This is a genomic window from Mesorhizobium sp. WSM1293, assembly GCF_000513875.1.
Lineage (GTDB): Bacteria > Pseudomonadota > Alphaproteobacteria > Rhizobiales > Rhizobiaceae > Mesorhizobium > Mesorhizobium ciceri.
This window is the reverse complement of the sequence record NZ_AZUV01000021.1, coordinates 78621-92659: the sequence shown is the minus strand read 5'-3', so window position 1 is coordinate 92659 and position 14039 is coordinate 78621. Positions and strand designations below refer to the sequence as shown.

Here is a 14039-nt window from a genome sequence, read left to right as displayed (position 1 = left end):
AGTAGGGCAGTAGGGCAGTAGGGCAGTAGGGCAGTAGGGCAGTAGGGCAGTAGGGCAGTAGGGCAGTAGGGCAGTAGGGCAGTAGGGCAGTAGGGATAGGCGTCGGTGCCGTCTGCCCCCCTATTCCCCTACTGCCTTACTGCCCTACTGCCCTACTCCCTTCTTGACTCAGCTTGCCACCGCGCCGAACCAGCCGATCACGGCGCCGATGATCAGCAGCACGCCGAGCCAGTGGCCGCCGTCGATGAGGGTCAGGTCCCAGCCGAAATTCTCGTAGCGATGGTTGACCGAGAGCGTCGTGGCGACGAAACCCAGCCAGAGCACGAAGCCGAAGACAAGTCCGGCGAGCCATGTCGGCTCGCCGCCGGTCATCGCGCCGACGACCAGCGCCATTATCGTGGCCATGACCAGTTCGGCGATGAAGCTGACGACGAAGGGCAGCGGCGACTTCTTCATCGTGGCCGGATCGAGCTTGGCGGCCTTCAGCCACGCCTTGCTCAGGCTCATGTACCAGGCGGCGCCGAACAGCCACGCCACGATTGCGGCAGCGACCACCGCCAGCCAGTTCACTGCTGAAAAATCCATGAGCTCCCCCCTCTGATTTGGATATGATGGAACGCCTGTTCGGCGATCGCGTCAAGCGAACCGCCAGACGGTCGTGCGCTTGACCAGCGCATCCTCCAGCGCCCGCGTGACGGCCACTTCATAGACCGCAAGCGGCTCCAGCCCTGTCTTCGGCAGATACGACCGGCCGGGATCGCCGACAAGGATTTCGGCGCCGCGCGCCTTCAGCGTTGCGAACCATGGCACCAGCCGGTCAGCGAAAGATTTGTCATAGAAAACATCACCGGCCAGGACCACGTCCCAACCTGCATCGGTGCCGATGCAATCCGTGCCGAGGAATTCGGTCCCGATACCGTTGATCTCGCTGTTGAGCCGGATCGCGGTGGCGCAGAACGGGTCGATGTCGGAGGCGATCACCTTGGCGGCACCGGCTTTGGCGGCGGCGATGGCGACAAGGCCGGAGCCGGAAGCAAAGTCGAGCACGTGCTTGCCACGCACCGTGCCGGAATTGTCCAGGACATAGCGGGCAAGGCCCTGGCCGCCGGCCCAGGCAAAGGCCCAGAAGGGCGGCGGCAGGCCGATTTCGACCAGCTCTTCCTCGGTCCGCTGCCACAGATCATGCGCTTCGTCGGCAAGATGAAGCAGGATCTCCGGCACGTGCGGCGGCGCCATCAGCGCCGTGTTGTCGAGAATGAACTGTTTGGCGCTGTTGGGCGTGAGCGCCGTCACGGAGCCGGCGTCAAGCCGCCCATGCGGCAGACTTCCTTCCATTCGGCCGGCGTCACCGGCTGCACGGAAAGCCGTCCGAGCCGCACCAGCGCCATGTCGGCAAGCCTGGGATTGGCCTTCACCTGTTCCAGCGTCGGCGGGTTCGGTACATCCCTTACGGCGCGGATGTCGACGCATTCCCAGCGCGGATCGTCCGACGTGGTGTCGGGATGGGCAAGCGCGCAGACTTCAGCGATGCCGACGACGTTCAGCCCCTCGTTGGAGTGGTAGAAGAAGCCGAGATCGCCGATCTGCATCGCCTTCATGTTGTTGCGCGCCGCGTAGTTGCGCACGCCGTCCCATTGCGTGCCGGCCTTGCCCTTGGCCTTCAGCATCTCGAAGGAGAACTTGAATGGCTCGGATTTGAACAGCCAGTAGTTCATGTCTTTCTCCTCCTTGGAGTCGCGCTGGCGACCGGGATTTAACTAGCCGCCGGCTTGTTGAACGTCCAGTTCCACGGGCGGATTTCGACGCTTTCGAACAGCCCGGCCTTGGCGTAGGGGTCGGCGGCCGACAGAGCCTGGGCGCCAGCCAGGTCGGGCGCTTCGACGACCACGAGGCTGCCATTGGACTTGCCTTCAGTGTCAAGGAACGGACCGGCGAATGCCAGCTTCTTGTCGCCGTTCAACCCCTCGAGAAAGGCAACATGCTCGGGCCGCGTGTCGAGGCGCACCTGCAGGCTTCCGGGCTTGTCCTTGCAAATCACAGCAAACAGCATTTTTTCTCCTGATCGTTCAAAGTCGTGGGGATCAATCGTTGGTTTCGGTCTTCAGCGGCCGGGTCATCAACGCCGTCACGGCCTGCCGGACGGTGATGGTGCCATCCAGTATGGCGGCGACGGCGGCAATGATCGGCGCGTCGATGTTGCGCTCGGTCGCAATGCGGGCTGCGATCGCCGCCGTCGGCACGCCTTCTGCCAGCGGCAATCCGGCAAGTGGCTTGCCTTGCCCGAGCGCCAACCCATAGGCGAAATTGCGCGACTGGGTGGACGAGCAGGTCAGCAGCAGGTCGCCAAGGCCGGAAAGCCCCATCAGCGTTTCGGGCCTGGCGCCGAAGGCAGCGCCGATGCGGCGCAATTCGACAAAGCCGCGCGTCACCATGGCGGCCTGGGCGCTGGCGCCGAGACCCGCCCCAGTGACGGCACCTGCGGCAATGGCAAAGACGTTCTTCAAGGCGCCGCCGATCTCGACGCCGATCAGGTCGTCGTTCGAATAGCAGCGCAGATTTTCGGCGGAAAAGCGGGCTGCGAGATCGGCGGCCAATGCCTCGTCGCGGGCGGCGACCACAACGGCCGTCGGCAGGCCGCGGGCGACGTCGTTGGCGAAGCTCGGGCCCGACAAAACGGCAACCGGATTGAGCGGCAGGATTTCTTCGACAATCGCCGATAGCAACGCGCCAGTCTCGCTTTCGATGCCCTTGGCACACAGAACCAGCGGGATACCGGCCGGCATATGGTCCTTCGCGGCCGCCAGCGTCGCCCGCAGCGATTGCGCCGGCGTCACCGCCAGCACGCAATCGGCACCGTCGAGCGTGGCCTGGATGTTGCTCGTCGCCACGATGCCGGGCTGGAGCGTAATGCCCGGCAGGTAGCGTGGATTTTCGCCGCGGTCGATCGCGGCGACGGTCTCCGGATCGCGGGCGTAAAGGCGGACGAAATGGCCGGCGCGCAGCATGGCCAAGGCCAAGGCAGTGCCCCAGGCGCCGCCGCCGAGCACGGCAACGCGCCAGCCGCTTGGCGCGGTGACGTTGCCGCTCATTGCCACCTCGTTCATGCCTTGGCTCCGCGCCGGCCGGAGCCGACCATCGGCGCCGAGATGCTGTCCAGCGGCCAGCGCGAGCGCGGCACGAAATCGAAGCCGTTCTCCTGCGCCATGCCCTCGCGCAGCCGCTCGATGCCGGCCCAGGCGATCATCGCCGCATTGTCGGTGCAAAGTTTCAGTGGCGGCGCAATGAAGGTGAAGCCGGTCTCGGCGCAGAGCCGCTCCAGCATGGTCTTGATCGTGCGGTTGGCGGCGACACCGCCGGCAACGACGAGGGCTGGGTTCCTAGTGCCGGGAAATGTCTCGCGAAAGCGCGTCAGCGCGCGAGAAACGCGGTCGGCCAGAGCATCGGCTACGGCTGCCTGGAACGAGGCGCAGATGTCGGCGACGTCCTGGTCGCTCAGCGGCGCAATGGCGCTCGCCGCCTGGCGCACGGCGGTCTTGAGGCCGGAGAAGGAGAAGTCGGGCTGGGCCGAGCCCTTCATCGGACGCGGAAAGGCAAAGCGCGAGGCGTTGCCGGCCTGTGCCGCCTTTTCGACATTCGGTCCGCCGGGATAGGGCAGGCCAAGCATCTTGGCCGTCTTGTCGAAGGCTTCGCCGAGCGCGTCGTCGATGGTCGTTGCCCAGCGCTGGTAGTCGCCGACACCCCGCACGGCGACGATTTGCGTATGGCCGCCGGAGACCAGCAGCAAGAGATAGGGAAAGTCGAGCCCGTCGGTCAGCCTTGCGGTCAGCGCATGGCCTTCGAGGTGATTGATGGCGATCAGCGGCTTGTTCGCCGCCGCGGCGATTGCCTTGGCGGTCATCAGCCCGACGATCAGCCCGCCGACCAGGCCGGGGCCGGCGGTGGCGGCAATCGCGTCGATATCGGCTAGTGCCGTGCCCGAATCGGCAAGCGCCGCCTCGATGATGCCGTCCAGCGCCTCAACATGGGCGCGCGCGGCGATTTCCGGCACGACACCGCCGAAAGCGGCATGTTCCTCGATCTGGCTGAGCACGATGTTGGACAGGATTTTTGGCGCGGCGTCGCCGTCGATGGCCACCACGCTGGCGGCGGTCTCGTCACAACTCGTCTCTATGCCCAGCACGCGGATCAATTCGTCGCTGTCCCTAAAGATTGTATCATGGGGCTTTCCCCGTTAGGAGAACCCCGGAAAAGCCTCGCTTGCCGGGGGGTTATCACGGACTGCGCGCCATGCAAACAATCTTGAGAATCGGAACACGCGGCAGCCCGCTGGCGCTGGCGCAGGCGCATGAAACGCAGGCGCGGCTGATGGCCGCGCATGGCATGCCGGCGGAGGCGTTCGAGGTGGTCGTCATCTCGACCAGCGGCGACCGCATTCAGGACCGGCCGCTGTCGGAAGCCGGCGGCAAGGGCCTGTTCACCAAGGAGATCGAGGAGGCGCTGCTGGCCGGCCGGATCGACATCGCCGTGCATTCGTCGAAGGACATGCCGACGCAACTGCCCGACGGCCTCGAACTGTCGGCCTTCCTGCCGCGCGAGGACGCACGCGACGCCTTTGTCGGCAAAGCGGCGAAGACGATCGCCGAACTGCCGCGCGGGGCGAAAGTCGGCTCGTCGTCGCTGCGGCGGCAAGCGCTGATCCGCCGGATGCGGCCGGATCTCGACGTGGTGATGTTCCGCGGCAATGTGCAGACGCGGCTGCGCAAGCTCGAGGAAGGCGTCGCCGCCGGCACGATCCTGGCCTATGCCGGGCTGAAGCGGCTTGGGCTCGAGCATGTCGTCACCGACCTGATACCGCTCGATGTCTTCCCGCCGGCGCCGGGGCAAGGCGCGATCGGCATCGAAACCCGTATCGGCGACCGCGATGTCGAAAAGATGCTGGCAGCCGTTCATGATGTGCCGACCGGCCAGGCGCTGGCCTGCGAGCGTGCCTTCCTGGCGGCGCTCGATGGCTCCTGCCGCACGCCGATCGCCGGCTATGCCGCGATCGAGGCCGGAAAACTGTCTTTTGCCGGGCTGATCATCTCACCCGACGGCACACAGTCACACACGGTCGAACTGCAGGGATCGGCGCAAGACGCCGCCCGCATCGGCGGCGAAGCGGCCCGGAGCGTGCGCGCCAGGGCCGGCGAAAAGTTCTTCGACGGCTGGCTCTGAAATGCTTCGCGTCCTGGTGACCAGGCCGGAACCGGGTGCTTCGCGCACAGCGCATCGGCTGGAGGAGGCAGGTTTCCAGCCGGTTCTTTTGCCCCTGACCGAAACAAAGGCGTTGCCCGCCGCTGCCGGACTGATCCCGGACGATGCCGTCGCGGTGGCCGTCACAAGCGCCAATGCCATGCGCCATGCGCCGGAAGAAATCATCGCGACGCTCGCCGCCTTGCCTTGTCATGCCGTCGGTAGGCGGACTGCGGAAGCTGCCCGCAAAGCGGGGTTTTTGTCGGTCAGTGAAGGCCCGGGCGATGCCGAGGCGCTGGCCGACGTTCTCGCTGCCGGTTTTTCTGGAAAGACGATTGTCTACCTGTGTGGGCGCGTGCGGTTTCCGGCGTTCGAACAGAGGCTCGGGACGGTGGGCGTTCGGGTCCACGCCGTCGAGACCTATGACACGCTGACAGTGGGTTATCCGGACGAAGTCATCCTCGAACGCCTGTCGGGGCAACCTGCCGACGCGGTATTGCTCTATTCAGCCAAGGCGGCGGCGGCGATGCAAATCCTGGCAAGACGGCCCGCTCTGCGCGGTCTCTTCGAAAAAACATGGGTTTTTGCGCTTTCCACGCGGATCGCCGCAGCCTTCGACGATGCCGCCAGCGAAAGGATCCGCATTGCCGCGCAACCTGACGAGGAGGCATTGCTGGCGCTTTTGCAGGCGCCGCGCTGAGCCGCGTCATCACACCGCCCCTTTTCACCGCTTGGTGATGTGCTAGACCCTTTCTGAACCATCATGCGCCGCCAGGCGTTGAGACGAAGCGAATGTGCGGAGCCCAGGCATGGTCAAGACGCCGAAGATGCGACACTCGAAAAGCCGCCGCGAGCCGGTGACCATCGATCTCGAGCCGGGCGCCGTCTCACGCATCGCCGACGAGGACGCCGCCACGCAGGAGGCGCAGACAGACGAGGCGAAGGCCGAGGAAGCAGCGAACGCTTCGCAGCCCGAGGTTCCCGAAGAGCCGGTTCATGCCGACCAGACCGATCTCGAGCCGTGGGAACATGCCGATGGCGCCGCAGGTGCGGAAGGGCAAGCGCCGGCGGATGGCGGAGCCAAAGCCGCCGAGCCAGAGCTGCCTTATCCCGGTTCGGATGCGCCGCCCAACCGCGCCAAAACCTTCGACTACAGTTTCGACGACGCGTCGGCAGCGCAGACCGACGGCAACAAGGCAAAAGCCGAGACACGGGACGAGAAAATGGCGCCAGCCCCTGAAAAGCGTGGCGGCCTCAACGGCATCGCCGCCGGCATCATCGGCGGCGTCATCGCGCTGGTCGGCGCCGGCGGGCTGCAATTTGCCGGCCTGCTCGGCGCGCCGGGCTCCGGCGCCAGCGTCTCGCTCGATGGCGTCAATGGCGACATCGCCTCGCTGAAGACCGAAATCGCCGGCTTGAAGGACGCCGGCGGCAACGGCGATGCAGCGGCGAAGATGGTCGGGCTGTCCTCGGGCCTGGAGCAGGTCAAGGCTGATGTCGCGGCGCTGAAATCGGCTGTCGAGAAAGGTGGAGCAGGCGACGCGGCCGGCGTCACCGCACTGGGCGACAAGGTCGCGCAGATCGAGACGGCGGTCGCCGCCCTCGGCAAGGCGGGCAGCTCGGCGCCGGTCGATCTTGGTCCGCTCACCAAAAAACTGGCAGGCCTCGACGCGCAGGTGAAGTCGGCCGGCGAGGCGGCGACCGCGCAGGATGGCCGGCTGAAAGCGCTGGAGCAGTCTGTGTCGCAGCTGTCCGGCAAGGTCGAGGCGGCGGCGGGACAGCCGAAGATCGCGCTTGCCATCGCGGCGTCGGCCTTGAAGGCGGCGCTTGAGCGTGGCGGGCCGTTTTCGGCCGAACTCGAAACCCTCGCCGCGATTTCGCCTGATGCGCCGCAGCTTGCGGCACTGCGCCCCTATGCCGAAAAGGGCGTTCCAACCCGCGCGGAGATCGCATCGCAGGCTGATGCCGCCGCCAATGCCATGGTCACGGCGGCGACGCCTGTCGATGAGAATGCCGGCTTCGTTCAGAGCCTTCTGTCGAGCGCGCAATCGCTGGTCAAGGTCAGGCCGATCGGCGCCGTCGAAGGCGCCGGCGCACCGGAAACCGTCGCGCGCATGGAGGCGGCGGTCAACCAGGGCGACTACGCCAAGGCACTCAGCGAGTATGAAACGCTGCCCGAGGCCGCCAAGGCCGCGGGCGCCGACTTTGCCGGTAAGCTGAAGGCGCGCATCGAGGTCGAAACCCAGGTCGATGCGCTGATCTCGGGCGCGATGAAGGCATGAGGGCAACACAATGATCCGCCTGCTCGCCTTCCTCATCGTCGTTTTCGCGCTCGGGCTGGGCTTTGCCTGGCTGGCCGACCGGCCGGGCGACATGGTCGTCACTTTCAACGGCTATCAATACCAGGTCAGCCTGATGGTGGCGGCGGTGGCTGTCGTTGCCGTGGTCGCTGCGGTGATGATCCTGTGGTGGCTGCTCAAGTCGCTGTGGAACAGCCCCTACACCATCTCGCGCTATTTCCGTGTCCGCCGCCGCGATCGTGGCTATCAGGCGCTGTCGACCGGCATGATTGCCGCCGGCGCCGGTGATGGCGCGCTGGCCCGCAAGAAGACCAAGGAAGCCGCCAAGCTGATCCGTTCCGACCAGGAGCCGCTGATCCACCTGCTCGAAGCGCAGGCGTCGCTGCTCGAAGGCGATCATGAAGGCGCGCGGCAGAAATTCGAGAGCATGCTCGACGATCCCGAAATGCGGCTGCTGGGTTTGCGCGGGCTTTATCTGGAAGCCGAACGGCTCGGCGACCGCAACGCCGCCAGGCATTATGCCGGCCGCGCCGCCGCTGTGGCGCCGCAGCTGGCCTGGGCGGCGGAATCGACGCTGGAAGAGCTGACCGCGCGCGGCGACTGGGACGGCGCCCTGAAACTCGTCGACGCGCAGAAAGCGACACGGCAGATCGAACGCGATGCCGCCAACCGCCGCCGCGCCGTGCTGCTGACCGCCAAGGCGCAGGCGCTTGCCGACAGCGATCCCGCCGCCGCCAGAACGGCCGCGATCGAGGCGAACAAGCTCAGGCCCGATTTCGCGCCTGCCGCCGTGGCCGCCGCGGCCGCACTGTTCAAGCAGAACGATGTGCGCAAGGGCTCGAAGATACTCGAGGCGGCGTGGAAGGCCGAGCCGCATCCGGAGATCGCCGAGCTCTATACCCATGCAAGGCCGGGCGACGCGGTGCTCGACCGCCTCAACCGGGCGAAGAAGCTGCAGGAGATGAAGAAGAACCACGCCGAATCGTCGATGACGGTGGCGCGCGCCGCGCTCGACGCGCAGGATTTCGCGACCGCCCGCCGCGAGGCCGAGGCGGCGATCCGGATGGACCGTCGCGAGGGCGCCTATCTGCTGCTCGCCGACATCGAGGAGGCCGAGACCGGCGATCAGGGCAAGGTTCGGCAGCTGCTGTCCAGGGCGGTGCGGGCGCCGCGCGATCCGGCCTGGGTCGCAGACGGCGTGGTATCGGAACGCTGGGCTCCGGTATCGCCGATCACCGGCCGGCTCGACGCCTTCGAGTGGCGCGCGCCGATGGAGCGTCTTGGCCAGTTGATCGACAGCCATGATGACGCGCCAGCGGGTGCGGCACCGGTTATTGAAGCATTGGCAAAGCCGACGAGCGAAAAAAGGCCGATCGAAGTGATCGACGACGCCGGTGGCGAGACGTCGGCGGGCAAGCAAGCTGAAAGTCGCGAAGAAGATCATGTCAGGCCAATCACGGCAGCGGCCTTCGCCGCGGTGCCGAGCGATGCCGAAGGCGTCGAGCCGGCCGAGGAGCTTGCGCGGCTGCCGGACGATCCCGGCGTCGATCCGGACGAGGAAGCGGAGAAATCGCCGCGCCGGTTTCGGTTGTTTTGAGTTGGGCAGGCCGTCAGGCCGTTGGGGTATGGATCTATGTTTGAACGCGTTCTGTCGTTTCTCGGGGATTTGCCGGCCGGTGCCGGCACGCATGCCAGCACGGACGATCCGCGTGTCGCCGCCTCGGCGCTGCTCTACCATGTGATGAACGCCGATGGCGTGCGCCAGGATGTCGAGTGGGAGCGGTTCAAGGCGGTGCTGGCCGAGAGCTATTCGATCAGTGGCGCGGAACTCGAAGCGTTGGCCGCTGCCGGCGAGCGGGCCGACAATGAGGCGATCGATCTCTACGCCTTCACCAGCGTCTTGAAGCGCCATCTCGATGCCGATGCGCGCAAGGCTTTCATCGGCCTGATGTGGGAAATCGTCTATGCCGACGGCGAGTTGCACGAGCTCGAGGACAACACCGTCTGGCGCGTCGCCGAGCTGATCGGCGTCGAACGCCACGACCGCGTCGAGGCGCGCCGCAAGGCGGCGGCGCACGCGCCCGGCGCCACCGGAACATCGAGCGACGAATAGGATCTTCGCCTTCCCATGCCACGCCAGACGAGTTCGAAGCCAAAGATCCTGATCGTGCTGCATCAGGAGAGTTCGAGCCCGGGACGTGTCGGCCACATGTTGCTGGAAGAAGGTTTCGATCTCGACATCCGCCGGCCGCCGCTTGGCGACGCCTTGCCCGAAACACTGGACGACCACGCCGGCACGGTGGTGTTCGGCGGCCCGATGAGCGCCAATGACGACGACGAGTTCGTTCGTCGCGAGACCAACTGGCTGGAAATACCGCTGAGGGAGAACCGGCCATGTCTCGGCATCTGTCTCGGCGCGCAGATGCTGGTCAACTGTCTCGGCGGCAAGGTCGAGGGTCATGGTGAAGGGCTGGTCGAGGTTGGCTGGTATCCCCTGAAGGCGACCGAAGCCGGCAAGCAACTCATGCACTGGCCGGAGATGGTCTACCAGTTCCACCGCGAGGGTTTTTCGCTGCCCAGGGACGCGACGCTGCTGGCGACGGCCGAAACCTATCCCAACCAGGCCTTCCGCTACGGCGACAATGCCTGGGGCATCCAGTTCCATGGCGAACTGACCAGGGTGATGATGCAGCGCTGGGTGGTGCGCGGCGCGCATCGCTTCGAATTGCCCGGTGCCCAGCCCGGCCGCGATCATCTCGGCGGCCGGCTGATCTGGGACATGCATCTCAAGCGCTGGCTGGACGAGTTTTTGCGGATGGTCTTCGGCAAGCCGAGCAGATAGCTAAACCGTCGTCTGAACGGATTTCAGGCGACCCGCTTTAGGTCTTTGTCTTCATGCATGTCGTTCTCCCAAAACCGGGGCCACTTTTGGGCGACATGCATTAAGGTTCGAGCACCGGCCGCAGGAAGCTGCGCTCGTAGCTGAGAATGCTGCGATTGCGTTTTTCCATTTCGAACACTTCCTGGCATTCCGGGTCGGCAGCCATCCGTTTGCGATAGTCCTCGTAGTCGGCAAGGCTCGGGAAGCTGAACATGGCATAGGCGATGTTGCTCGCCCCTTCGCTTGGAAGGAAATAGCCGTGATGGTTTCCGCCGAGGCGGTTGACCAGAGCTATCCAGCGGCGACCATAATCTTCGAACTCGGCAAGCTTGTAGGGGTCGATGACGTATTTCAGGTAGCAAGTGATCATGAGAGCTCCTGTGGCATGGGCTAGGCATGTCGGCTGTCAACCGTGGGAAGATCAGTTGCGCCCGTTGAGGTGGCGCACCTTGCGCAGTTGCGGGAACAGCACCACCCACAGGCCCGCGACGGCGATGGCGCCGATGCCGCCGATCACCACGGCCGGCACCGTGCCGATCAGCGCGGCCATCGTGCCGGCCCGGAATTCGCCGACCTCGTTGGAGGCGCCGACAAAGACCTGGTTGACGGCGTTCACGCGGCCGCGCACCTCGTCGGGCGTCCACAGCTGGATCAGCGTCTCCCTGATGTAGACGCTGAACATATCGGTGGCGCCAAGGAAGACCAATGCCACGATCGACAGCCAGGTGATGGTCGACAGGCCGAAAACCACGGTGAAGGCGCCGAACGAGGCTGCGGCGGCCAGCATGATCATGCCCGCGTGGTTGCGAAGTGGATGCCCGGCCAGCCAGATGGCGACGCAAATGGCGCCGATGCTTGGCGCCGAGCGCAGCAGGCCGAGGCCCCACGGGCCGAGCTGGAGGATGTCGCGCGCATAGACCGGCAGCAGCGCCGAGGCGCCGGACAGGAGCACGGCGAACAGATCGAGCGAGATGGCGCCGAGCACGATCTTCTCGCTCCAGATATAGCTGAACCCGCCGAGCAGGTGCTGCATCGTCGGCTTGTCCGACTCGGTGCGCTGCGACGGCTTCGGGATGGTGAAGATCAGCAGCCCGGACACAAGCATCAGGACAGCGGCGGTTCCGTAGGCCGCTTCCGGCGACACGCCGTAGAGCAGGCCGCCGGCGACGGGTCCGACGATGGTCGCCGTCTGCCAGGCCGATGAATTCCAGGCGATGGCGTTGGCGAAATCCTGAGGCGGCACCAGATTGGCGAACAATGACGCGGAGGCCGGACCGAAGAAGGCGCGGGCGACGCCGAACATGGCAAGCACGCAGAAGATCGGCAGCGGCCCGCTGATGCCGCGCAGCGCCAGGAACAGCAGCGCCAGCGCGCACATCGCCTCCACCACGACCGCCAGCGCCATGATCAGGCGGCGGCCGAAGCGGTCGGCGACGACACCGGTGACCAGCACCAGAAGCAGCGACGGCAGGAACTGGACGATGCCGACCAGGCCGAGATCGAGCGGGTCGCGGGTCAAATCGTACATCTGCCAGCCGACCGCGACGGACACGATCATGGTGGCGAATGTGGTGAGGAAACGCGCCGCCCAATAACTCAGGAAGGAGCGGTGGCGGAACGCGGCATAGCGCTGGTCCGGTGATATCTGTTCGGCGGTCATGATTTAAGAGGCCCCATTGCAGTGGCGTCAGCTGGCGGGGCACTTCCACGATGGGCGCTGGTCCGGCTGGCGGAACTTTTAGCTCAGTTCGCCGCGGATATGCGTCAAAATCAGTGCTGGATCAAGGAATTTTCAGCCCGTTCCATCGCCGGCACGCGGAAGTTACTGCCGCAGCGCGACGGAGATGGCGTCGAGGCCGCCGCGCAATTCGGCTTCCGTCGGCCAGCCAAAGCCGACGCGGAAGAAGCGTTTTTCCATCTCGAACCAGTGGCCGGGTCCGACATAGGTTCCATGGTTCTCCAGCAGGTTCGCATAGAACCGGTCGAGGTCGAAGCCGGGTTCGACATCGAGGCGCGGGAAGCCGACGACACCGCCTTCGGGCCTGATCCAGTCGATCAGCGGTTCGCGGTCGATCCAGGCCTGGACGATGTCGCGGCGCTTGGCCATTTCGGGCAGCAGTGTCGCCAGGAAGGCGTCCCGGCGCTCGAGCATGCCGCGGGCAATGCCTTCGTCGATGACGCTGCCGCAGATGCCGATCTGCTCCTTTGCGGCGAGGAATTTTTCCTGAAGCACCGCATCCTTGGTGATCAGCCAGCCGATGCGGATGCCGGGAATGCCGAAGGCCTTGGACAATGACGAGACGCTGATCGCCTTCGGGCTGAGCGAGGCAGCCGTCGGCAGCCGCCTGCCGTAGGAGAGGTCGCGATAGGTCTCGTCGACCAGCAGATGGCAGCCGCGAGCCTCGGCAAGCGCCACCAGCGCATCGAGCTCGGCTCGGCTCATCATCGTGCCGGTCGGGTTGTGCGGGCAGGTGACGCTGATCAGCTTCGTGTCCGGCCGAATCGCGGCCTTGACGCGTTCGACATCGATGGCGAAGCCTTCCTCGAATGCCAGGTCGACAAAGCTGATGGCGCAGCCGATCGCCCTTGGGGTTTCGATGTTGGTGGCGTAGTTGGGCCTGATGACGACGAGATGGTCGTTGGCCGACAAAAGCGAGGTCGAGATGATGAACAGTGCGCCGGCGGCACCGGCGGTGACCAGCACATCATCCGGCGAAATGCCCGCATTCTGCGCCGATATCAGTGCACGCAATTGCTTGTCGCCGCGATGCTCGCCATAGAAAAGCGTGAGATCGGGCAGCGACAGGCCGATGTCGGAGAGCTTCTGGTCGGCGATCGAGCTTTCGGAAAGATTGAAGCGGATACGGTCGTAGCCGTATTCTTCCGGCGCCTCTTTCTCGATCACCATCCTGGTGTAGTTCATGGCTCACTCCCCAAGAGCAGTTCACCGTTTCACGGAAACGGCGACCCGCTCTAACTCCTTGTTTTTACGCAATTCCGGACGGAAAACCGTTTCACACTTTTCCTGGAATTGCTCTAGGAACCCGTCCGGTCCATCCAAGCCATAAGAACATGAAGCCTGCCAAGGCGGATTCGCCGGCAGGCTTCTGTTCCAGTCGTCCTAACTGTTGGCTCAGGACTGAATGTTCAGGCCGAGGCCTTGGCCTTCCTGCCCTTGGCGGGCGCCTTGACGGGGGCGGCCTTGCGGCCGAGGCCGATCGACTTCGCCAGCAGCGAACGCGAGGCCGCGTAGTTGGGAGCGACCATCGGATAGTCCGACGGCAAGCCCCATTTGGCGCGATAGGCGTCCGGCGTCAGGCCGAAATGCACACCGATGTGACGCTTCAGCGATTTGAACTTCTTGCCGTCTTCGAGGCAGATGATGAAATCGGGCGTCACCGACTTCTTGGGATTGACCGCCGGGACCAGCGGGGCAGCCACCGGGACCGCAGGCTTGCCGAGCCCGCTTATCGACGCGCTGACGCTGGCGATGAGGTCGGCCAGGCCGGAGGCAGGCAAGCGGTTCTTCTCGACGTAAGCGGACACGATGTGGGCGGTCAGCTCGAGCAGATCGATGTCTTTACGGGCACTGTTGCTATCGTCGGTCACTCTATTTCTCCGTCTAC

Annotated in this window: 16 protein-coding genes; 6 read left to right on the top strand and 10 right to left on the bottom strand. The window is 65.2% G+C overall.

Annotated elements, in window-relative coordinates; translation table 11 throughout:
- Positions 1–168 precede the first annotated feature (168 nt).
- From M729_RS0123635 to tsaD, 6 genes are read right to left on the bottom strand one after another with little or no spacing between them, the layout of a single operon-like run.
- Positions 169–585 (bottom strand): DUF1761 domain-containing protein, encoded by a 417-nt coding sequence (locus tag M729_RS0123635; protein ID WP_024503046.1) that lies wholly within the window; start codon positions 583–585, stop codon positions 169–171.
- Positions 586–636: 51 nt separating this feature from the next.
- Positions 637–1335, bottom strand: a complete 699-nt coding sequence (locus tag M729_RS0123630) for a methyltransferase (protein WP_174299057.1) — start codon at positions 1333–1335, stop codon at positions 637–639.
- Positions 1290–1715 (bottom strand): EVE domain-containing protein, encoded by a 426-nt coding sequence (locus tag M729_RS0123625; RefSeq protein ID WP_027163062.1) that lies wholly within the window; start codon positions 1713–1715, stop codon positions 1290–1292. The genes M729_RS0123630 and M729_RS0123625 overlap by 46 nt, the downstream gene beginning before the upstream one ends.
- 38 nt (positions 1716–1753) lie before the next feature.
- Positions 1754–2050 carry a YciI-like protein gene (locus M729_RS0123620; RefSeq protein ID WP_013528905.1) on the bottom strand — a complete coding sequence of 99 codons (297 nt, stop codon included), beginning with the start codon at positions 2048–2050 and terminating at the stop codon, positions 1754–1756.
- A 31-nt stretch (positions 2051–2081) separates the two neighbouring features.
- Positions 2082–3104, bottom strand: a complete 1023-nt coding sequence (locus M729_RS0123615) for an NAD(P)H-dependent glycerol-3-phosphate dehydrogenase (protein WP_050596319.1) — start codon at positions 3102–3104, stop codon at positions 2082–2084.
- Positions 3101–4186 (bottom strand): tRNA (adenosine(37)-N6)-threonylcarbamoyltransferase complex transferase subunit TsaD, encoded by a 1086-nt coding sequence (gene tsaD / locus M729_RS0123610; protein ID WP_198032127.1) that lies wholly within the window; start codon positions 4184–4186, stop codon positions 3101–3103. Before tsaD ends, M729_RS0123615 begins: the two co-directional genes overlap by 4 nt.
- Positions 4187–4287: 101 nt before the next feature.
- On the opposite strand from tsaD, the gene hemC reads away from it, so the two are divergent.
- From hemC to M729_RS0123580, 6 genes are all read left to right on the top strand, one after another.
- Positions 4288–5214 carry a hydroxymethylbilane synthase gene (gene hemC, locus M729_RS0123605; RefSeq protein WP_027163059.1) on the top strand — a complete coding sequence of 309 codons (927 nt, stop codon included), beginning with the start codon at positions 4288–4290 and terminating at the stop codon, positions 5212–5214.
- Between the two features lies 1 nt (position 5215).
- Positions 5216–5932 (top strand): uroporphyrinogen-III synthase, encoded by a 717-nt coding sequence (locus M729_RS0123600; protein ID WP_027163058.1) that lies wholly within the window; start codon positions 5216–5218, stop codon positions 5930–5932.
- 109 nt (positions 5933–6041) lie between these two features.
- Positions 6042–7514 carry a COG4223 family protein gene (locus M729_RS0123595; protein ID WP_027163057.1) on the top strand — a complete coding sequence of 491 codons (1473 nt, stop codon included), beginning with the start codon at positions 6042–6044 and terminating at the stop codon, positions 7512–7514.
- A gap of 10 nt (positions 7515–7524) precedes the next feature.
- The gene (locus tag M729_RS0123590; protein ID WP_027163056.1) at positions 7525–9129 is read left to right on the top strand and encodes a heme biosynthesis protein HemY; all 1605 of its coding nucleotides are present in this window, start codon (positions 7525–7527) and stop codon (positions 9127–9129) included.
- Between the two features lie 36 nt (positions 9130–9165).
- Positions 9166–9645, top strand: a complete 480-nt coding sequence (locus M729_RS0123585; RefSeq protein ID WP_027163055.1) for a TerB family tellurite resistance protein — start codon at positions 9166–9168, stop codon at positions 9643–9645.
- A 15-nt stretch (positions 9646–9660) separates the two neighbouring features.
- Positions 9661–10374, top strand: coding sequence for a glutamine amidotransferase (locus tag M729_RS0123580; protein ID WP_027163054.1), 714 nt, complete (start codon positions 9661–9663; stop codon positions 10372–10374).
- Positions 10375–10474: 100 nt separating this feature from the next.
- Here the strand turns inward: M729_RS0123580 and M729_RS0123575 are convergent, their stop codons facing one another.
- From M729_RS0123575 to M729_RS0123560, 4 genes are all read right to left on the bottom strand, one after another.
- Positions 10475–10783, bottom strand: a complete 309-nt coding sequence (locus M729_RS0123575; RefSeq protein WP_024503037.1) for an NIPSNAP family protein — start codon at positions 10781–10783, stop codon at positions 10475–10477.
- Between the two features lie 51 nt (positions 10784–10834).
- A complete protein-coding gene (locus M729_RS0123570; protein WP_013528915.1) occupies positions 10835–12073 on the bottom strand; it encodes an MFS transporter in 1239 nt (412 codons plus the stop codon).
- A gap of 162 nt (positions 12074–12235) precedes the next feature.
- The gene (locus tag M729_RS0123565) at positions 12236–13336 is read right to left on the bottom strand and encodes a pyridoxal phosphate-dependent aminotransferase (RefSeq protein WP_024503035.1); all 1101 of its coding nucleotides are present in this window, start codon (positions 13334–13336) and stop codon (positions 12236–12238) included.
- Positions 13337–13560: 224 nt separating this feature from the next.
- Entirely contained in the window at positions 13561–14022 is a 462-nt protein-coding gene (locus M729_RS0123560; RefSeq protein WP_013528917.1) for a MucR family transcriptional regulator, read from the bottom strand.
- Positions 14023–14039: the final 17 nt, after the last annotated feature.